General features: G+C 65.4%; 20 protein-coding genes. 13 read left to right on the forward strand and 7 right to left on the reverse strand.

From position 1 onward, the window contains the following. From infB to pnp, 7 genes are all read left to right on the forward strand, one after another. A partial coding sequence (infB, locus tag ACFDSW_RS06555; protein ID WP_375249476.1) for a translation initiation factor IF-2 occupies positions 1-1642 on the forward strand: 1642 nt, incomplete at its 5' end. 55 nt (positions 1643-1697) lie between these two features. Further along, positions 1698-2081, forward strand: a complete 384-nt coding sequence (gene rbfA, locus ACFDSW_RS06560) for a 30S ribosome-binding factor RbfA (protein ID WP_375249477.1) — start codon at positions 1698-1700, stop codon at positions 2079-2081. Between the two features lie 156 nt (positions 2082-2237). Beyond that, entirely contained in the window at positions 2238-2819 is a 582-nt protein-coding gene (locus ACFDSW_RS06565; RefSeq protein ID WP_375249478.1) for a thymidine kinase, read from the forward strand. Positions 2820-2884: 65 nt separating this feature from the next. Continuing rightward, complete coding sequence (locus ACFDSW_RS06570) at positions 2885-3577, forward strand: site-2 protease family protein (RefSeq protein WP_375249479.1); 693 nt, start codon at positions 2885-2887, stop codon at positions 3575-3577. Positions 3578-3581: 4 nt separating this feature from the next. Then, complete coding sequence (gene truB, locus ACFDSW_RS06575; RefSeq protein WP_375249480.1) at positions 3582-4529, forward strand: tRNA pseudouridine(55) synthase TruB; 948 nt, start codon at positions 3582-3584, stop codon at positions 4527-4529. A 23-nt stretch (positions 4530-4552) separates the two neighbouring features. Then, positions 4553-4822 carry a 30S ribosomal protein S15 gene (rpsO, locus tag ACFDSW_RS06580; protein ID WP_375249481.1) on the forward strand — a complete coding sequence of 90 codons (270 nt, stop codon included), beginning with the start codon at positions 4553-4555 and terminating at the stop codon, positions 4820-4822. 219 nt (positions 4823-5041) lie between these two features. Further along, on the forward strand, positions 5042-7387 hold the full coding sequence (pnp, locus tag ACFDSW_RS06585) for a polyribonucleotide nucleotidyltransferase (protein WP_375249482.1): 2346 nt from the start codon (positions 5042-5044) through the stop codon (positions 7385-7387). Positions 7388-7527: 140 nt separating this feature from the next. Here the strand turns inward: pnp and ACFDSW_RS06590 are convergent, their stop codons facing one another. From ACFDSW_RS06590 to ACFDSW_RS06605, 4 genes are all read right to left on the reverse strand, one after another. Next, positions 7528-7980: a hypothetical protein gene (locus ACFDSW_RS06590; protein ID WP_375249483.1), complete on the reverse strand. Its 453-nt coding sequence runs from the start codon at positions 7978-7980 to the stop codon at positions 7528-7530. Then, positions 7970-8710 carry a DNA/RNA non-specific endonuclease gene (locus ACFDSW_RS06595; protein ID WP_375249484.1) on the reverse strand — a complete coding sequence of 247 codons (741 nt, stop codon included), beginning with the start codon at positions 8708-8710 and terminating at the stop codon, positions 7970-7972. Before ACFDSW_RS06595 ends, ACFDSW_RS06590 begins: the two co-directional genes overlap by 11 nt. A 94-nt stretch (positions 8711-8804) precedes the next feature. After that, a complete protein-coding gene (locus ACFDSW_RS06600) occupies positions 8805-9575 on the reverse strand; it encodes a class II aldolase/adducin family protein (protein WP_375249495.1) in 771 nt (256 codons plus the stop codon). Positions 9576-9675: 100 nt separating this feature from the next. Next, positions 9676-10812 (reverse strand): epoxide hydrolase family protein, encoded by a 1137-nt coding sequence (locus ACFDSW_RS06605; protein ID WP_375249485.1) that lies wholly within the window; start codon positions 10810-10812, stop codon positions 9676-9678. Between the two features lie 211 nt (positions 10813-11023). Between ACFDSW_RS06605 and paoA the strand changes: the two genes are divergently transcribed. The 3 genes from paoA to paoC are packed head-to-tail and all read left to right on the forward strand — an operon-like array spanning position 11024 to position 14813. After that, positions 11024-11668, forward strand: coding sequence for an aldehyde dehydrogenase iron-sulfur subunit PaoA (paoA, locus tag ACFDSW_RS06610; RefSeq protein WP_375249486.1), 645 nt, complete (start codon positions 11024-11026; stop codon positions 11666-11668). After that, the gene (locus ACFDSW_RS06615) at positions 11665-12621 is read left to right on the forward strand and encodes an FAD binding domain-containing protein (protein WP_375249487.1); all 957 of its coding nucleotides are present in this window, start codon (positions 11665-11667) and stop codon (positions 12619-12621) included. The genes paoA and ACFDSW_RS06615 overlap by 4 nt, the downstream gene beginning before the upstream one ends. After that, entirely contained in the window at positions 12618-14813 is a 2196-nt protein-coding gene (gene paoC, locus ACFDSW_RS06620; RefSeq protein WP_375249488.1) for an aldehyde oxidoreductase molybdenum-binding subunit PaoC, read from the forward strand. Before ACFDSW_RS06615 ends, paoC begins: the two co-directional genes overlap by 4 nt. 170 nt (positions 14814-14983) lie before the next feature. Here paoC and ACFDSW_RS06625 read toward each other — a convergent pair whose 3' ends face one another. Next, positions 14984-15835: a ferredoxin--NADP reductase gene (locus ACFDSW_RS06625; protein WP_375249489.1), complete on the reverse strand. Its 852-nt coding sequence runs from the start codon at positions 15833-15835 to the stop codon at positions 14984-14986. 236 nt (positions 15836-16071) lie between these two features. Here ACFDSW_RS06625 and uvrB point away from each other — a divergent pair, with 236 nt between their 5' ends. Both uvrB and ACFDSW_RS06635 read left to right on the forward strand, forming a co-directional pair. Further along, positions 16072-18276, forward strand: coding sequence for an excinuclease ABC subunit UvrB (uvrB, locus tag ACFDSW_RS06630; RefSeq protein WP_375249490.1), 2205 nt, complete (start codon positions 16072-16074; stop codon positions 18274-18276). A 105-nt stretch (positions 18277-18381) separates the two neighbouring features. Then, the gene (locus tag ACFDSW_RS06635; protein ID WP_375249491.1) at positions 18382-19128 is read left to right on the forward strand and encodes an energy transducer TonB; all 747 of its coding nucleotides are present in this window, start codon (positions 18382-18384) and stop codon (positions 19126-19128) included. Between the two features lie 18 nt (positions 19129-19146). Here the strand turns inward: ACFDSW_RS06635 and ACFDSW_RS06640 are convergent, their stop codons facing one another. Both ACFDSW_RS06640 and ACFDSW_RS06645 read right to left on the reverse strand, forming a co-directional pair. Beyond that, the gene (locus ACFDSW_RS06640) at positions 19147-19308 is read right to left on the reverse strand and encodes a hypothetical protein (RefSeq protein WP_375249492.1); all 162 of its coding nucleotides are present in this window, start codon (positions 19306-19308) and stop codon (positions 19147-19149) included. 10 nt (positions 19309-19318) lie between these two features. Then, entirely contained in the window at positions 19319-19687 is a 369-nt protein-coding gene (locus tag ACFDSW_RS06645) for a PRC-barrel domain-containing protein (protein WP_375249493.1), read from the reverse strand. 105 nt (positions 19688-19792) lie between these two features. On the opposite strand from ACFDSW_RS06645, the gene ACFDSW_RS06650 reads away from it, so the two are divergent. After that, the gene (locus ACFDSW_RS06650) at positions 19793-20353 is read left to right on the forward strand and encodes a hypothetical protein (RefSeq protein WP_375249494.1); all 561 of its coding nucleotides are present in this window, start codon (positions 19793-19795) and stop codon (positions 20351-20353) included. Positions 20354-20681 lie beyond the last annotated feature (328 nt).

Below are 20681 nucleotides of genomic sequence, written 5' to 3' on the forward strand. Positions count from 1 at the left end.
ACTGACGCAGACGATCGACCAGGACACCGCCGAGCTGCTGGTGACCGAGTTCGGCCACAATATCGTGCGCGTTTCGGATGCGGACGTCGACCTGGCGATGGACGTCAGCGAGGATGCGGCGGAGACGCTGCGGCCGCGCCCGCCGGTCGTCACGATCATGGGGCATGTCGATCACGGCAAGACCAGCCTGCTCGACGCGCTGCGCGGCACCGACGTGGTGAAGGGCGAGGCCGGCGGCATCACCCAGCATATCGGCGCCTATCAGGTGACGCTGAAGGACAAGTCGAAGATCACCTTCCTCGACACGCCGGGCCATGAAGCCTTCACGCAGATGCGCGCCCGTGGCGCGGACGTCACCGATATCGTGGTGCTGGTCGTCGCCGCCGACGACGGGCTGATGCCGCAGACGATCGAAGCGATCAACCACACCAAGGCTGCCGGCAAGCCGATGATCGTGGCGATCAACAAGATCGACAAGCACGATGCCAACCCGCAACGGGTGCGCGAGCGTCTGCTCGAACACGACGTGCAGGTCGAGGCGATGGGCGGCGAGACGCAGGACGTCGAGGTATCGGCGCTGAAGAAGACCGGGCTGGACGATCTGATCGAGAAGATCCAGCTGCAGGCCGAACTGATGGAGCTGACCGCCAACCCCGATCGCGCCGCCGAAGGCAGCGTGATCGAGGCGAAGCTGGACAAGGGGCGGGGCCCGGTCGCGACCATGCTGGTCACGCGCGGCACGCTGCGCGTTGGCGACGTCTTCGTCGTCGGGGCGGAGAGCGGCAAGGTCCGTGCACTGGTCAACGACAAGGGCGCGCAGCTGAAGGAGGCGGGTCCGTCGATGCCGGTCGAGGTGCTCGGCATTTCCGGCACGCCCTCCGCGGGTGACAAGCTGCAGGTGGTCGAGAACGAGCAGCGCGCGCGCGAAGTGGCGGAATATCGCCAGAGCGTGCTGCTGCAGAAGCGCACCACCGCCGCGCCGGCCAGCCTGGAGAGCATGTTCTCCGCGCTGAAGGCCAATCAGGCGATCGAGTATCCGCTGGTTATCAAGGCGGATACGCAGGGTACGGTGGAAGCGATCGTCGCCAGCCTCAACAAGCTGTCGACCGACGACATCCGGGTGCGCGTCCTGCATGCGGGCGTCGGCGGCATCACCGAAAGCGATGTGACCCTGGCGGGCGCCAGCGGCGCGCCGATCATCGGCTTCCACGTCCGCGCCAATGCGAAAGCGCGCGAGATTGCCGAGCGGCAGAAGGTGGCGTTGAAATATTACGACGTCATCTACGACCTGATCGACGAGATCCGCGCCGGCATGGCGGGCGAACTGGGCCCCGAAGCGTTCGAGACGGTGGTCGGCCGCGCCGAAATCCGCGAGGTCTTCTCGGCGGGCAAGCACGGCAAGGCGGCGGGTCTGCTGGTGGTCGAAGGTGTCATCCGCAAGGCGCTCAAGGCGCGCATCACACGCGACGATGTCATCATCTACAATGGCGAGATCGCCTCGCTGCGCCGCTTCAAGGATGATGTCGCCGAAGTACGCGCCGGCCTGGAATGCGGTGTGACGTTCACGCAGAACTTCACCGACATCAAGGCAGGTGACTTCCTCGAAACCTTCGAGGTCGAGCTGCGCGAACGCACGTTGTAAACGATCCGTGTCACCCCGCCGGCCTGCGGCGGGGTGATACCATCGAGGCCGTGTCATGACCCATCAACCCGAACAATCCGTCCGCACGCTGCGCGTCGGCGAACAGGTACGCCACGTGCTGTCCGAAATCCTGCAGCGCGGCGACGTGCATGACGACACGCTCGCCAGTCACATGGTCAGCATCACCGAAGTGCGCATGTCACCGGACCTGCGCCATGCCACGGTGTTCGTGAAGCCGCTGCTGGGCAAGGACGAGGAAGCGGTGCTGAAGGCATTGCGCACCAACACCGCCTATCTGCAACGCGAGGTCGCGCATCGCGTGAAGATGAAATATGCCGCGAAACTGAAATTCCTCGCTGACGAAAGTTTCGACGAGGGCAGCCATATCGATGCGCTGCTGCGCCGCCCCGAAGTGGCGCGCGATCTTGATGCCGAATAAGGCAGAACGCACCTTATCGTTATTCCCATGGCGGCGAATTGGCCGATGACATCCACCTGGCGACCGCACATCCGATCGGCCGCTTCGCGACTTTTGGAACCGGCTTGTGGAACGCGCCGGGCGTGACACGCCAGCGATGGTAGAGACGCTCATCTAATGGCCAAACTCTATTTCTATTATGCCAGCATGAACGCCGGCAAGTCGACGACCTTGTTGCAGGCGGACTTCAACTATCGCGAGCGCGGCATGACGACGATGTTGTTCACCGCCGCGATCGACGATCGCTTCGCGCCGGGGACGATCACCAGCCGGATCGGCCTCGCCGCACCGGCGACGATGTTCGACGCGACCACCGATCTAGCCGCGCTCGCCGCCGCGCGTCATGCCGAAACCCCGCTGGCATGCGTGCTGGTGGACGAAGCCCAGTTCCTCACCGCGGCGCAGGTTGACCAGCTTGCCTGGCTCGCCGACAGCGCCAACATCCCGGTACTCGCTTATGGCCTGCGCACCGATTTCCAGGCGCGGCTGTTCGAGGGATCGGCCCGATTGCTGGCGCTGGCGGATGCGATCGAGGAGATCAAATCGGTTTGCGCTTGCGGCCGCAAAGCGACGATGAACCTGCGCATCGATGCGCACGGCCACCCGGTGGCGGAGGGGCGGCAGACCGAGATCGGCGGCAACGACCGCTATGTCGCGCTGTGTCGCCGTCATTTCAGCGAGGCACTGGCCGCCGGTTGACGCTCCATCCGGCGGCACCACCACAAGACCTAGCCGAATATGGCCGGCGGGCCTATCTGGCGCATATGAATCCCAACGGCATCATCTGGTCGGCGGCGGTATGGTTGATCCCGCTGGTGATCGCGATCGTCTTTCACGAAGTGGCGCATGGCCTGGCCGCACGCGCGCTGGGCGACCGCACGGCGGAGCGGCTCAACCGGCTGTCGTTCAATCCACTGCGCCATGTCGATCCGGTCGGCACCGTCATCCTGCCGCTGATGCTCGCGATCGCCAAGGCGCCGGTGTTCGGCTGGGCGAAGCCGGTGCCGGTCGATACGCGCGCCCTGCCCGATCCGCGCCGCGCGATGATGCTGGTCGCGCTGGCGGGTCCGGCGATGAACCTGGCGCTGGCGCTGGTCGGCGCGGTCCTGCTGGGCCTGTTCGCGCAGACGATCGAGACCGCCCCCGAGGGCGGGGCGGCCGCGTTCATCGCCTCCAATCTCGTCAACTTCCTGCTGATCAACGTCTTTCTTGCGGTGTTCAACCTGATCCCGTTGCCGCCGTTCGACGGCGGGCACGTTGTGGCCGGGCTGCTGCCCGAGCCGCTGGCGCAAAAATGGGACGGGTTGGCGCGCTTCGGCTTTCCGTTGCTGATCATCCTGCTGCTGGTGTTGCCGGCATTGATCCCGTCGGCGAACATCGTTCAACGGCTGGTCGCCCCGCCCGCGCAGGCGCTGACCAACGTCTATCTCGCGATCGCCACCGCGATCGGGGGCTGACGCAATGCATGGCTGGCTGATCCTCGACAAGCCGCTCGGCCTCGGCTCGACGCAGGGTGTCTCCGCGGTGAAGCGCGGTCTGCGTACTGGCGGCTATGGCAAGTTCAAGGTCGGGCACGGCGGCACGCTCGATCCGCTTGCCACCGGGGTGCTGCCGATCGCGATCGGCGAGGCGACCAAGCTTGCCGGACGCATGCTCGACAGCGACAAGGTCTATGACTTCACGATCCGCTTCGGCGAACAGACCGACACGCTCGATGCGGAGGGCGCGATGATCGCGACCAGCGATCTGCGCCCGACCGGCGCGGCGGTCGCGGCGATCCTGCCGCGCTTCACCGGCGCGATCACCCAGATGCCACCGGCCTATTCGGCGCTGAAGGTCGACGGCCAGCGCGCCTACGATCTGGCGCGCGCGGGGGAAGCGGTGTCGCTGGCGACGCGCGACGTGACGGTTCATGGTCTGTGGATACGGCATCCCGGCGACGACCGGGATCTGCCCGTGGATGCCGCTGCACCGGATCACGGCCTGAGCGGGGGCGACGATCCACTCCATGACATTACCCTGACGGCGCACGTTTCGAAGGGGACGTACATCCGCAGTCTGGCACGGGATATCGCACTGGCGCTTGGCAGCGTCGGGCATGTCACCTATCTCAGGCGCGTCAAGGCCGGCCCGTTCACGCTGGATCAGGCGATTACGCTGGACAAACTGGACGAATTCGCTAAGGCGCGCAGCCTTGAACACTTACTCCTGCCGTTGAGCGCGGGGCTGGACGACATCCCGGCTTTCGCACTCTCCCCCGACCAGGCAGGGGCGCTTCGACAGGGGCGCGTGCTGGCGGGGATCGCCGTGGATGACGGACAGGCCTTTGCCATGCTCGGGAACACGCCCGTCGCGCTGGTGGAAGTCGAGGGCGGCGACGCCCGCGTCGTCCGGGGTTTCAATCTGTAACGGATGTCGAACAAGGAAGACGAATGACGATCACCGCCGAACGCCGTCAGGAAATCATCAAGGACAACGCCCGCGCCGATGGCGACACCGGGTCGGTCGAGGTCCAGGTCGCGATCCTGACCGAGCGGATCAAGAACCTGACCGATCACTTCAAGGGCCATGCGAAGGACAATCACTCGCGTCGCGGCTTGCTGATGATGGTCAACAAGCGGCGTTCGCTGCTTGATTATCTCCGCAAGAAGGACGGCGATCGTTACCTTGCCCTCATCGCGAAGCTCGGTCTTCGCAAGTGAAACAAAGGCGCCGCAAGGCGCCTTTATTTCATCCCGAACATCGATTCGGGATCCAGCATGTACGGGCGCGGGAGCGCCTAGACCGGCCCGCTGGAGCCGGGCCCCGGATCAAGACCGGGGTGACGAAGGAAGCGCACAATCCGGTACGCTTCCCACGAGCCGCCGATGGCTCACTCGCAGGCCCCCCGGTGATCCGCACCGGGGAGTGAAGGAAAAGATATGTTCGATACCAAGAAGGTGCAGATCGAGTGGGGCGGAAAAACCCTCACTCTGGAGACGGGCCGCGTGGCGCGTCAGGCCGATGGCGCGGTGCTTGCGACGCTCGGCGAAACCGTCGTGCTGTGCGCGGTAACCGCCGCCAAGAACGTCAAGGAAGGGCAGGATTTCTTCCCGCTCACCGTCCATTACCAGGAGAAGTTCTCCGCCAGCGGGCGTATCCCGGGCGGCTTCTTCAAGCGCGAGCGCGGCGCGACCGAGCGCGAGACGCTGATCAGCCGTTTGATCGACCGTCCCGTCCGCCCGCTGTTCCCCGAGGGGTTCTACAACGAGATCAACTGCATCGCGCAGGTGATGTCGTATGACGGCGAGAACGAGCCGGATATCGTCGCGATGATCGCCGCGTCGGCGGCGCTGACCATCTCGGGCGTGCCGTTCATGGGCCCGATCGGCGCGGCGCGCGTCGGCTACAAGGATGGCGACTATATCCTCAACCCCACCGATACCGAGGCGCTGGAAGGTGATCTCGATCTGGTCGTGGCGGCGACGCACGACGCGGTGATGATGGTCGAATCCGAAGCCAAGGAGCTGTCGGAAGAGGTGATGCTGGGCGCGGTCATGTTCGCGCACAAGGCCTCGCAGCAGATCATCGACGCGATCATCGACCTGGCCGAACAGGCAGCGAAGGATCCGTGGGAGCTGAAGCAGGCCGACGATCAGAAGACGGTGAAGGCCGAACTGAAGAAGCTGATCGGCAAGGACATCACCGCCGCCTACAAGCTGACCGACAAGCAGCAGCGCCAGACCGCGCTGGGCGAGGCGCGCGCCAAGGCGAAGGCGGCGATGGCCGATCGCACGCCGCAGGAGCAGCTGGCCGCCGGCAAGCTGGTCAAGAAGCTGGAGGCGGAGATCGTCCGCACCGCGATCCTGAAGGACGGCCGCCGCATCGACGGCCGCACCACGACGCAGATCCGCCCGATCGAATCGGAAGTGCACTTCCTGCCGCGCGCACACGGCTCGGCACTGTTCACGCGCGGCGAGACGCAGACGATCGCCACCACGACGCTGGGCACGCGCGATGCGGAGCAGATGATCGACGGCCTCAACGGCCTGTCGTACCAGCATTTCATGCTGCACTATAACTTCCCGCCCTATTCGGTCGGTGAAGTCGGCCGCTTCGGCGCGCCGGGCCGTCGCGAAGTCGGTCACGGCAAGCTGGCGTGGCGCGCGCTGCACCCGGTGCTGCCGACGAAGGAGGAGTTCCCGTACACCATCCGCGTCACCAGCGACATCACCGAGTCGAACGGCTCCTCGTCAATGGCGACCGTCTGTGGCGGCAGCCTGGCGCTGATGGACGCCGGCGTGCCGATCAAGCGCCCGGTCAGCGGCATTGCGATGGGCCTGATCCTGGAGGGCAAGGATTTCGCGGTCCTGTCCGACATCCTTGGTGACGAGGATCACCTTGGCGATATGGACTTCAAGGTGGCAGGCACGTCGGAAGGCATCACCAGCCTTCAGATGGACATCAAGATCGCCGGCATCACCGAAGAGATCATGAAGGTCGCGCTGACGCAGGCCAAGGAAGGGCGCGCGCACATCCTGGGCGAGATGGCCAAGGCACTGTCGTCAACCCGCACCGAACTGTCGGCGCATGCGCCGCGCATCGAAACGATGCAGATCGACAAGGCCAAGATTCGCGACGTGATCGGCACCGGCGGCAAGGTGATCCGCGAGATCGTCGCGCAGACCGGCGCGAAGGTCGACATCGACGACGAAGGCGTCATCAAGATCAGCTCGTCCGACGGCGCGCAGATCGAGGCGGCGATGAACTGGATCAAGGGCATCGTCGAAGAAGCCGAGGTCGGCAAGATCTACAACGGCAAGGTCGTCAACATCGTCGACTTCGGCGCGTTCGTGAATTTCATGGGCGGCAAGGACGGCCTCGTCCACGTCTCCGAAATGCGCAACGAGCGTGTCGAGAAGCCGGGCGACGTCGTGTCGGAAGGCCAGGAAGTGAAGGTCAAGGTCCTCGAGATCGATCCGCGCGGCAAGGTGCGGCTGTCGATGCGCGTCGTGGATCAGGAAACCGGCGCCGAACTGGAAGACACCCGCCCCGCGCGTGAGCCGCGCGGCGAGCGCAGCGAGCGCGGTCCGCGTCGCGACGGCGGCCGTGACGGCGGTGGACGCGACGGCGGCGCGCGTGACGGTGGAGGCCGTGGCGACCGTGGCCCGCGTCGCGAGGGCCGTGGCCCCCGTCGCGAAGGCCGTGGCGAACGTAGCGAGGGCGGCAAGGACGAGGGCGACGCCCCCGCCTTCGCCCCGGCGTTCCTGACCGGCGACCGCGACTAAGCGAGCCGGCCCGAGCGGCTGATATTGGAAAGGCCCCGGCAGCCATGCCGGGGCCTTTTCATTTCGGCCAACGCGAGGCAGTCGCGAGCGACGGCTGCTCCCACTATCGCGCGCCACGATCCGCCGCATTCGTGGCGTGCCTACATCGGTAACTTGGTATCGATATCGATCCCGAGAGGGTCGATCTGCCGGATCGGCTTGTCACCAAAGTAACCGCGCGCTTTCTCATAGTCGCTATGCTCGAAATAGTGGAACAGTCGCGATTGATCCTTTCTGTTTTCGGCGTAGGTATATTTCGCGCTGAACTTCTTGTCGCGTACCAGGAATTCCATGATGCACCAGCGAGGTCGCGATGTCTCCGCCTGCCAAAGATCGTTGATGGCCGGATAGAGATCCTCTGAGTAACCCCGAATATTGACAGCCTTTCGGATGAATGACCCATAATCTATGAACAGATCAGGTCCAGTCATCCCACCTGCGACGTAACAATATAGAAATACGTTGTGATGATGATTGTCGATATAGTATAGAATATTGCCAAGATTGTTCAGGCACTCCTCATATCGTGCGTTGCGGGCCGCCTCATCGCTCATTGCCGATGTCCTTCTCTTTGCGTGTTCCATTGATGTGATAGACGACGTTCAGGCTATACGGCCTGATGGATGAGCCCCGGAAACGGGGCGTGATGTCGACATCGACCCGCGCCCCCTGTCGCGTGGCGGCCGCCCATTCGTTTTCGAGTTCGCGATATGCCCCGCGATTGAAGTGACGATCCTGCGCGAAGTGATTGAACGCTTCGGCTGGCCCTCCAAACCGCGACGCGATGTAATGGCCTCCGTCATCGAGCGGTCGGCGTTCCGCGCCACCGGCCGCCGCCTGTAACGCGCGCGATCGCACCGGCTTTTCCGCCAGATGTATCTCGCCGGTCACTTCGCGGGTTCGCTGCTGGTCGTCGAGGTGGAACGTATAGCCGTTCCGCTGAACGACATGGTCCCCGTGCCAGGTCGGTATGTGCTGCTCGATGGTCGGCGATGCGGCGTGCCGCGCATGTTGCCGGATCGCGGGCAAACCAACGGCATCACGGCGTGGCGGCGCTGACGGCCGGCCGGACGGACGCCTCTCGGGCCGGGTGGGCGACCAGCTTCCGGAGGCACCGCCCCCGCCGAAATATCGCCCGCTGCCGCGAAACGTGAACCGCCCGTCCTTCGGGTCGTGCCACGGGTTGAACTTGAGTTCGATGCCGTCCGGCGACCGGACGCGCGGAAGCCGACCCGTTCGCAGCCAGCGCGCGAACGGTCGATCATCATCAATGGTGGATAACAACTCATTGCTCCCCGCTCATATCGCAGCGGGGAACATATCAGGAACAGGCTAGACCAGGGGTCGTGGCATGCCCATTCCGGGCATGCCCGTCACATCACTCGCGATAGCTCGGATCGATCCGGTCCAGCTTGCGCAGCAGCGCCGGCCACGCCAGCTTTTGTGCCAGCATCCCCATCCCCTTGGGATTGGACTGGCCGGCGACCTTGTGTTCGACGCCCTGGGGCGGATTGTTGAGCGCGTCCCTGCCCGCCGACAACATCAGCACCTGTGCCTCGCACGCGCGCTCTAGGAAATAGAGCCGCAGGAAACACGAGGCGACCGTGTCGCCCACCGCCAGCGTGCCGTGGTTGCGCAGGATCATGACGTTCTTCTCGCCGATATCCTGCACCAGCCGCTCGCGCTCTTCCAGCTCGGTCGCGATGCCCTCGTAATCGTGATAGGCGACGTCATGCCCCGCGATCATCGCGGTCTGGGTATGCGGCAACAGACCGCATGCCATCGCGCTCACCGCTTGGCCGTGCGGTGTGTGAAGATGCATCACCGCATGCGCATCGTCGCGCGCCATATGGATCGCGCTGTGGATCGTGAAACCCGCCGGATTGACGGGATGCTCGCTCGCGCCCACCGGCTGGCCCTCGACATCGATCTTGACCAGCGACGAAGCGGTGATCTCCTCGAACATCATGTCATAGGGGTTGATGAGGAAATGATGCTCGGGGCCGGGCACGCGCGCCGAGAGATGCGTGAAGATCAGATCGTCCCAACCGTATAGCGCGACCAGCCGATAGGCGGCGGCGAGATCGACCCGCGCCTCCCATTCGCCGGGCGCATATTGCGGGGTATCGACCCTAGCCAGCGTCGCCATCATCTCTCTCCTGCGGCTCGTTTCGTTTCGCAACGGGGATACCGGATCGCGGGACGGGCGACCACCCCCAAGATGGGGGCAAGATGCGGGGATCGCGCCGTTATCGGATCGCGCGAAACGTCGTGCGCACTTCCTCGACGAACAGCGCGGGTTGTTCGAACGCGGCGAAATGCCCGCCGCGCGGCAATTCGTTGAAATGCACCAGTCGCGGATATTTCCCTTCCGCCCACGCACGGATCGGCCGCGATATCTCCCGCGGGAAGATGCTGCATCCGACCGGGATCGAGACCGCCGGCGCATTGAAGGTACGAAAGCTCTCCCAATACAGCCGCGCCGACGAGGCCGCGGTCGCGCTCAGCCAGTAGAGCGTGATATTGTCCAGCATCGCATCGACCGACAGCGCGCTGTCGTCATCGGGCGCGCAATCGGTCCATTCGTGAAACTTCTCGACGATCCACGCCGCCTGTCCGACCGGCGAATCGGTCAGCGCATAACCCAGCGTCTGCGGGCGGGTGGATTGCTGGATCGCATAGCCGTTGCCCCATTCGGCATAATAGCGCCCGGCATCGATCGCCGCCTGCTCGCGCGCGGTCGGCGGATCGCTCAACGGGGCCGGCGCGGTGATCACCATGTTGAGATGGATCGCCGCCACCGCGGGATCGCCGCTCGCCCCCAATACACTGGTGACCGCCGATCCCCAGTCGCCGCCCTGCGCGAGGAAGCGATCATAGCCCAGCCGCCGCATCAACACGATCCACGCCCGCGCGATACGGTCGACGTTCCAGCCGGTGGCGGTCGGCTTGCCGGACAGGCCATAGCCAGGCAGCGACGGCAGCACGACATGAAAGGCATCCCCGGCAGCGCCGCCATGCGCGCGCGGATCGGTCAGTGGAGCGATCACGTCGAGAAACTCGATCACCGAGCCGGGCCAGCCATGCGTCATAATCAGCGGCCGGGCGTCCGGCTCGGGCGAACGGATATGGAGGAAATGGATGTCGAGTCCGTCGATCGTCGTCATCGACGGGCCGAGCGCGTTGAGCCGTGCCTCGCATGCCCGCCAATCGTGGCGATCGCGCCAATGCTCGCACAGCGCGCGAACCCGGTCGAGCGGCGCGCCCTGAGACCAGTCGCCGACCGTCTCGCGCTCCGGCCAGCGAGTGCGGGCCAGCCGGTCCCTCAGGTCGACCAACGCGCTATCGGGAAAGGCGAAGGGATGCGGAGTGACGGCATCGCTCATGGCATGGCCTCTAATGTGGTTGCGGCACGTTGTAGCCAGAGGAGCGGGGGGCGACGCAAGCGCGATTGAACCGCCGCCCACGCGCTTCCGCTTGGCCAGGGCATGACAAGCTCATGATCATATCCCGGTGGATACAGTCGGATACCACATGGATTAATTGCGTTACCTCTTATGGTGCCCTGTGGGGACCACCATTCACATCGGGGCCGAGATGAACGATATTCCGGGAATTGCGATCACGCGCCGCGGCGCGCTGGTGAGCGGGGCGGCGGCCGCTGCCGCCGGCGTGGTACCGCTTGCATCGGAAGCGCAGGCGCTGCCCGCCGAACAGCCGGCGGCGACGATGCCGGTGACGCTGACGGTCAACGGCAAGCCGCGTACCATGGACATCGATCCGCGCGTCACGCTGCTCGACGCGCTGCGCGAACACCTGCAACTGACCGGCAGCAAGAAGGGCTGCGATCACGGCCAGTGCGGCGCCTGCACCGTGATCGTTGAGGGCAAGCGCATCAACTCCTGCCTGACGCTGGCGGTGATGCACGACGGCGATTCGGTCACCACGATCGAGGGGCTGGGGCGACCGGGCGATCTGCATCCGATGCAGGCGGCGTTCGTCCGTCACGACGGCTATCAATGCGGTTATTGCACCCCGGGCCAAATCGTCAGCTCGGTCGCGATGCTGGACGAAATCAAGGAGGGCATACCGAGCTATGTCTCCGCCGACCTCAATGCCAGCGCCGCCGTCACCGGCCAGGAAATTCGCGAGCGGATGAGCGGCAATATCTGCCGCTGCGCCGCTTATTCCAATATCGTCGCCGCGATCGCGGACGTCGCCGGGGCGAAGGACGTCGCATGAAACCGTTTACTTACGAGCGCGCCGCCTCCCCCGCCGCCGCCGCTGCCGCCGTGGCGCGCACGCCGGGGGCGAAGTTTATCGCCGGTGGGACCAATCTGCTGGATCTGATGAAATTGCAGGTCGAGACGCCGGCCCACCTGGTCGACGTCAACCGCCTCGGCCTCGATACGATCGAGGCGACAGCGGAGGGCGGCCTGCGCATCGGGGCGCTGGTCCGCAATACCGCGCTCGCCGCCGATCAGCGCGTGCGCCGCGATTATGGCGTCTTGAGCCGCGCACTGGTGTCGGGTGCCTCGGGCCAGTTGCGCAACAAGGCGACCACCGCCGGCAACCTGCTGCAACGCACGCGCTGCCCGTATTTCTACGACACCAACCAGCCGTGCAACAAACGCAAGCCTGGGTCCGGATGTGCCGCGATCGGCGGGTTCAACCGCAATCTGGCGATCATGGGCACGAGCAAGGATTGCATCGCGACCCATCCCAGCGACATGGCGGTGGCGATGCGCGCGCTCGACGCGACGGTGGAGACGATCAATCCTGCCGGCCAGACCCGGCGCATCGCGATCGCGGACTTCCACCGCCTGCCCGGCAACACCCCGTGGGTGGAAAATGCGCTGACGGCGGGGGAGATGATCACCGCGGTGACGCTGCCCAAACCGATCGGTGGCACACACGTGTATCGCAAGGTACGTGACCGGGCGTCCTACGCCTTCGCGACGATATCGGTCGCGGCGGTGCTGCGCCCCGATACCGGGGCTGCGCGCTTCGCGTTCGGCGGGCTGGCGCACAAGCCATGGCGCGTCGAGGCGGCCGAGCAGCGTGTCGACGGCGGCGCGAAAGCCGTCGCCGCCGCCGCGCTGGCGGGTGCGTGGACGACCGAGCAAAATGGTTTCAAGGTGCCGCTGGTGGAGCGAACGCTCGCCTCGGTCCTCGCCGAAGGAGGCGCGGCATGAAGTTCGACACGCCAGCAGGCATGAATCCGATCGACCAGGGGCGGATCGTCGGGAAGCCCACCGAGCGGATCGACGGCCCGTTGAAGGTGAGCGGCACCGCGCCTTATGCCTTCGAACGCAATGACGTCGCACCCAATCATGCCTATGGCATGATCGTCGGCAGCGCGGTGGCCAAAGGCCGGATCACCCGGATCGATACCACCGACGCGCAACGCGCGCCCGGCGTGATCGCGATCGTCACGCATGAAAACGCCGGCAAGCTCGGCAAGGCCAAGGCGCATACCGCGACGATGCTCGCCGGCCCGACGGTCGAACATTACGATCAGGCGGTGGCGATCGTCGTCGCGGAGACGTTCGAACAGGCGCGCGACGCCGCCAAGCGCGTGCGGATCGATTATGCACGCAGCAACGGCCGCTACGATCTGGCGGCGGAGAAGGCGGGTGCGCCGATCGCGCCGGGCGAAAAGATGAAGACCGGGCGCGGCGATTTCGCGGGAGCGTTCGCGAAGGCGCCGGTGACGATCGACGCAACCTATACCACGCCCGATCAGAGCCACACGATGATGGAACCCCATGCCACGATCGCGGCATGGGACGGCGACCAGCTGACGCTGTGGACGTCGAACCAGATGATCGCCTGGGCAGTGCGCGACATGAGCGAAACGCTGCTGATCCCGAAAGAGCGAATCCGCGTCGTCTCGCCCTATATTGGCGGCGGTTTCGGCGGCAAATTGTGGGTGCGGTCGGATGCGGTGATGGCGGCACTGGCGGCGCGCGCGGCGAAGCGCCCGGTGAAGGTTGCGCTCGCGCGGCCGCAGATGATGAACAACACCACCCACCGTCCCGCGACGATCCAGCGTATCCGCATCGGCGCTGACAAGAGCGGCAAGATTACCGCGATCGCGCACCAGACGTGGTCGGGCGACCTGCCCGGCGGCGGGCCGGAGACGGCGGCGAACCAGACGCAGCTGCTCTATGCCGGCGACAACCGCCTGACCGAGACTCATCTGGCGGTGCTCGATCTCGGTGAGGGCAATGCGATGCGCGCACCGGGCGAGGCGCCCGGCCTGATGGCGCTCGAGGTCGCGATGGATGAGATGGCGGAGAAACTGGGCATGGACCCGGTCCGCTTCCGCATCATCAACGATACGAAGGTCGACCCCGAAAAGCCCGACCGTCCGTTCTCCGACCGTCATCTGGTACGCTGCCTTGAAGAAGGTGCGCAGCGTTTCGGCTGGGCGCGGCGGAATGCGAAGCCGGGGCAAGTGCGCGACGGGCGCTGGCTGGTCGGCATGGGCGTCGCCTCCGCCTTCCGTAACAACGTCAATATGAAGAGCGGCGCGCGGGTCGGCGTCGATCGCAAGGGCGTGGTGACGGTCGCGACCGATATGACCGATATCGGCACCGGCAGCTATACGATCATCGCGCAGACCGCCGCCGAGATGATGGGCGTGCCGCTCGACAAGGTCGTCGTGCTGCTGGGCGACAGTCGCTTCCCCGAATCCTCGGGATCAGGCGGCCAATGGGGCGGCAACAGCTCGACCGCGGGGGTCTATGCCGCCTGCGTCGACCTGCGCCGCCGGATCGCGCAGAAACTGGGGTTCAACTCCGACGACGTCGTCTTTGCGGACGGCAAGGTGCGCAGCGGCAATCGCTCGGTCGACCTGGCCAAAGCGGCAGGCGATGCCGGGATCAGCGGCGAGGATACGATCGAGTTCGGCACGCTCGACAAGCAATATGCGCAGGCGACCTTCGGCGCGCATTTCGTCGAGGCGGGCGTCGATCGCTTCACCGGGGAGATTCGTGTCCGGCGCATGGCCGGGGTGTTCGATGCCGGTCGCATCCTCAACCCCATTTCGGCGCGCAGCCAAGTGATCGGCGGCATGTCGATGGGGATCGGCGCGGCACTGATGGAAGATGCGGTCGTCGACCAGCGCTTCGGCTATTTCGTCAATCACGATCTCGCCGAATATCATGTGCCGGTGCATCTCGACGTGCCGCATCAGGAGGTGGTGTTCCTCGATACGCTCGACGACAAGACGTCGCCGATGAAGGCCAAGGGCGTCGGCGAACTGGGCCTGTGCGGTGCCGGCGCGGCGGTGGCCAACGCCGTTTACAATGCCTGCGGCGTGCGGATTCGCGAATATCCGCTGACCCTCGACAAGGTACTGAAGGGAATGGCTGCGGTATAATCGGCCGCCCCGGCGTGTCGTCGGATCGGTAGCGGCGCCCTTACGGGCGCCGTGCCGGACCCTGATGCCGGGGCCCGCCCGCGCAGGGGCGGCCGACGAGGATAGCTTCCTCGGGCCACCACTCTCCCGCTTTCGCGGAAGCGCCAGCCCTCAGCCCCCGCCCCCCTGCGTCAATCGACGAAAGCGCGCTCGATCACGAATTGGCCGGGGTTCGCGTTGGATCCCTCCACCAGCCCGGCCGTCTCCAGCATCACGGCGGTTTCCTTGATCATGCCGGTCGAACCGCACAGCATCACGCGGTCGGTCTCCGGGTCGAAGCGACGCTCGCCCAGCACCGGGGCGTCGAACAGCCGGCCGTCCTCGATCAGCGTGGTGATGCGGCCCGTCGTGTGGAAAGGCTCGCGCGTGACGCACGGCAGATAGTGAAACTGCAGCAGCGCCTGATCCGCCACCAGAGGATCATCGGCGAGCTGCGCGGTCAGCATCTCGCGCCACGCCAGATCGTCGACACGGCGCACGCCATGAACGATCACCACCTGCTCGAACCGCTCATAGACCTCGGGATCGCGCGCGACGCTGAGGAACGGCGCCAGGCCCGTGCCGGTCGACAACAGGAACAGTCGCTTGCCGCCCAGCAGCGCGTCGAGCACCAGCGTTCCCGTCGGCTTCTTGCCCAGATACAGCTGGTCGCCCGGCTTGATCGCCTGCAATCGCCCGGTCAGCGGGCCGCCTTCCACCTTGATCGACAGGAATTCCAGCTCCTCCGCCCAGGACGGGCTGGCGATCGAATAGGCGCGCATCACCGGCTTGACCGGCTTGCCGTCCTCGCCCCCGCTGCTCTCCCCCGGCAGGCCGATCATCACGAATTCGCCCGAGCGGAAGCGGAACGACGCCGGCCGTTCCACCGCGAAGCTGAAGAGATGCTCGTTCCAATGCCGCACCCATTTGACCGCGACCGTCTGGAAGGCGGCATTATCCGGGATCAGCACGGGGGCGCGGACATGCATATTCACTGACTTCATTCTCCAAGGGTGGCGACAGCCATTCGAACGACCAAACGGCCGCGACGGGCTCAACGCCATGGCGCGCGTCCCTATCGAAAGCCAAACCGTGCCGCAACGCAGCATGCCCGCGATGACGCATGGCCGGGCCAATCGCAAGAAACCGTTGTCATACCCGACACAAGGATTCTTTTGCGAATCGCTCGCAGGCCGTCGTTCCCCTTTCGCCCCGCGCGATCACCGCCCATATTCGCGCAATGGCGATCCAGATCCGTACCAGCCTTGCCGAACCTGAAACCGGCGATACCTTCGTTCCGCATCGGCCGCAACGCCCGGAAAAGGTGGAGGGCGGGAAGAAGTTCAAGCTGGTCAGCGATTACGAGCCGTCAGGCGATCAGCCGACCGCGATCCGTGAGCTGGTCGGCGGCGTGCGGGAAGGGGAACGCAATCAGGTGCTGCTGGGCGTCACCGGCTCCGGCAAGACCTTCACGATGGCCAAGGTCATCGAAGAGATGCAGCGCCCGGCGCTGATCCTCGCACCGAACAAGATCCTCGCCGCGCAGCTATACGGCGAGTTCAAGTCATTCTTCCCCGAAAATGCGGTCGAATATTTCGTCAGTTACTACGACTATTATCAACCCGAAGCCTATGTGCCGCGCTCGGACACGTATATCGAGAAGGAAAGCTCGATCAACGAAGCGATCGACCGGATGCGGCATTCGGCGACGCGCGCGCTGCTGGAACGCGACGATGTGCTGATCGTGGCCTCGGTATCGTGCCTGTACGGTATCGGCTCGGTCGAGACCTATTCGGCGATGATCTTCGACCTGAAGAAGGGGCAGACCGTTGACCAGCGAGAGATCGTGCGCAAACTGGTCGCGCTGCAATACAAGCGCAACGACGCCGCGTTTCAACGCGGCAACTTTCGCGTCAAGGGCGACAATCTCGAAATCTTCCCCTCGCATTACGAGGATAGCGCGTGGCGCGTGTCGTTTTTCGGCGACGAGATCGAGGAGATCGTCGAGTTCGATCCGCTCACCGGGAAGAAGTCCGCCAGCCTCGCGTCGATCCGCGTCTATGCCAATTCGCACTATGTGACGCCCGGGCCGACGATGAAACAGGCCACCGAGGCGATCAAGCACGAGCTGTCCGAACGGCTTAAGGAGCTGGAGATCGAGGGCAAGCTGCTCGAACGCCAGCGGCTGGAACAGCGAACGCATTTCGATCTGGAGATGATCGCGGCGACCGGCAGCTGCAACGGCATCGAGAATTACAGCCGCTTCCTGACCGGGCGCCTGCCGGGCGAGCCGCCGCCCACGCTGTTCGAATATCTGCCCGAGAATGCGATGCTGTTCGTCGACGAAAGCCATCAGACGGTGCCGCAGGTCGGCGCGATGGCGCGGGGCGACCACCGGCGCAAGATCACGCTGGCCGAATATGGCTTTCGCCTGCCCAGCTGCATCGACAACCGCCCGCTGCGCTTCAACGAATGGGATGCGATGCGCCCGCAGACGATCTGCGTCTCGGCGACCCCCGGATCGTGGGAAATGGAGCAATCCGGCGGTGTCTTCGCCGAGCAGGTGATCCGTCCCACCGGGCTGATCGATCCGCCGGTGGAAATCCGCCCGGTCGAGGAACAGGTGCAGGATTGCATCAACGAATGCCGCAAGACCGCGGAGGCGGGCTATCGCACGCTGGTCACCACGCTGACCAAGCGCATGGCGGAAGACCTGACCGAATATATGCACGAAGCGGGGGTCAAGGTCCGCTACATGCACTCCGACGTCGAAACGCTGGAGCGTATCGAGCTGATCCGTGATCTGCGCATGGGCGTCTATGACGTGCTGATCGGCATCAACCTGCTGCGTGAGGGGCTCGATATTCCCGAATGCGGGCTGGTCTGCATCATGGATGCCGACAAGGAAGGATTCCTGCGCTCCGAAACATCGCTGATCCAGACGATCGGGCGCGCCGCGCGCAACGTCGATGGTCGCGTGATCCTGTATGCCGACCGGATCACCGGCAGCATGGAGCGCGCGATGAACGAAACCTCGCGCCGGCGCGAGAAGCAGCAGGAATATAACGTCGAACACGGCATCACACCGTCGACTGTGCGCAAGAATATCGGCGATATCATCGCGCATGTCGCGTCGAAGGATCAGGTGACGGTCGGGCTGGATGATGCCGATGCCGGCGGGCGACAGCACATGGTCGGCCACAATCTGCGCGCCTATATCGAGGATCTGGAAAAGCAGATGCGCAAGGCCGCCGCGGACCTGGAATTCGAGGAGGCGGGCCGCCTGCGCGACCAGATCCGCTCGCTGGAGCAGGAGGAACTCGGCTTGCCGGTCGAGCAGCAGAAGGCGCCGCTGATGGGGCGTTCGAACGAGGGCAAACCAGGCACCCGCAAGACGCGCTTCGGCAAGGTGCAGCGCAAGTTCGGCGGCCGGGGCGCGCGCTAGCTCCCGCCGGCACGGGCTGCCATCGGGGGCGGGTCGGCATGCGGCAGGCGCCGCCCCACTCCTGTCGCGCCTTCCCGTTCAGCCGCGACATCCCATATCCCGATCATGTACGCGCAACCTCGGCAGGAACGGATCGGCGCCGCGCTGGCGGCCGCGGCGGTGACCGCCGGGCTCGGCTGGGCATTGTTGCACGGCCTCGCCGGCGGGATGGTGCGACAGAAGGTCGACGAAGGCCTTGCATTGTTCAGCATCGCGCCGCCGCCCCCGCGCCCACCCCGGAAAGTGACCCCGAAAATGATCGCGACGTCGCGCCCCTCGGGTCGCGCCGCGCCGCCCAATATCCGCTCGCAAGCGACGCAGATCGCCGCCCCGCGCCCGATCGTGGTGATTCCCGTGCCGCCGCCGCCGGTCATGGTGACGCTGAAGCCGTTCGCCGGCAATGACGCGACCCAGGGAGCGACTGAACGGCCCGGCCCCGGCACCGGCGCGGGCGGCATCGGTGACGGCACCGGCAGCGGCGGCTGGGGTGACGGCGATGGCGGTGGCGAGGCAGACGAAACGCCACCGCGCTGGCTGCGCGGACGGCTCAGCGATTCGGATTATCCCGGCGACGTGGGCGAGGCAGGGCTGCAGGGCACTGTCTCGGTCAAGTTCCTCGTCTGGACGGACGGGCGGGTGCGCCGATGCGAGGTGACCGGGTCAAGCGGCAACGCCACGCTCGACGCGACGACGTGCCGGCTGATCCAGCAACGCTTCCGCTATCGCCCGTCGCTGGACGCACAAGGCCGCCCGGTACCCGCCTGGCTCATCGAAAACCACCAATGGGTGATCGAGGGTGACGGGCGACGCTAGGACGTCGCCACCGCAACGTTATCGCCCGTCCTTCGCCGCATCGCCCGGTTCCGCATCGCCCGGTTCCGCATCGATCGTCTGCGGCGGGGTCTGCCCCGTGTCATGCTCGGGCGAATTGGGATCGGTCAGCAGTTCCTCGACTGCTTCCTCGACGCCGTTCTGACGCTTCTCATCGCTCATCACGATCTCCTTATCCGGCCGCGAGGTTCTCGGCCGCGACCTGGTAATAGCTCGCGACGCGGTCGGCATAGGCCTGGTCGAACACCGGGGCGTTGTTCGCCCAGCTCGGCCCGCCCTCCAGCATGCGGCGATCGATCGTCACCACATACAGGTCGCGCACCGGATCGAACTGCAGCAGCTCAAATGGCAGCGGATAGTAGCTTTTCCCCATACCGAGGAAACCACCAAGGCTGAGCACCGCATGCGTTACGCGCCCCGAGCCTTTATGCACCATGAAGGCGTGGACCGATCCGATGGAATCGCCATCACGGCTATCGACCTTCATCGAACTGGGTATCGTGGCCTGGACCAGGATCTGGGTCGGCGCGTCGTCGGACATGAAGCCTCCGCTATATTGTGCTGTCGGCAGACAAAGCGTTCGTCCGCTGCGGCGGTTCCGGCGCATGTGGTTGAGCCACCGGAAGCGATCCGGCATAGCGCGCGGGTGACCGATACCGATCCCCGTCCGACCGCGCCCGCGCCGTCGCTGCATCGCGGCTGGTGGGCGCTGGTGCTGGCCACCGCCGCCTGCGTCCCGCCCGCTCCGCCGCAACCCGCGCCCGCGCCGACAATGCCCGCGCCACGGCCGCCGGCACCGCGCCCCACGCCTACCCCCGCCAATTGGCAGGAATGGCCATGGACGCCAGGCACCTGGCGCTATGCGCAGGATCCGCGCGGCAGCCGTGCCTCCTTCGGTGCGGCAAGCGGTGACCCGCTGGTGGTGTGGCGGTGCGACCGCGCGCAGCGAGCGATCATCCTGTCGCGCGCGGGCGCGGTCGCGGCCCCGTTCACGATCCGCACCTCGGCGACCACACGCACCGTCGCGACGCAGCGGACGGGCGGCGCGCTGCCCTATGTCGCCGCGCGCTTCGCAGTCGACGACCGACTGCTTGATGCGATGATCTTCAGCCGCGGCCGCTTCACGATCGAACAACCCGGCACAGCGCCGCTGGTGCTGCCGCCATGGGCCGAAATCGCGCGCGTCACCGAAGATTGCCGGGGCTGACCGCCCCGCGGACAGACCGTGGAGAATCGTGCAAAACGGCGCGCATTACAAGCCTTGTATTGCTGCGCCGGCTCGCTCACATAACAGGTGCGGCCACAAGGTCGCGCTCGTTATCAACCAGCGAAAGGAGGTGATCCGATGTCTCATGGTTCAGCAATGGGGTCGGTTCAGTTCGTTCGGGGGACGCGCTTCTAAAACCGGCGATCCGAGGCGGGGGGGTATTCTCCCCCAGCCAACGCATCGGGTCATAGGTAGCAGAGGCCTGCATGGTCTCCCGGGCTGGAGCTCTCCGGCCGCTGACCATGTTTAGGGGTTGTCGGGTGTCGCT

Origin of the sequence: Sphingomonas sp. (genome assembly GCF_042091075.1) — a bacterium.
GTDB lineage: Bacteria > Pseudomonadota > Alphaproteobacteria > Sphingomonadales > Sphingomonadaceae > Sphingomonas.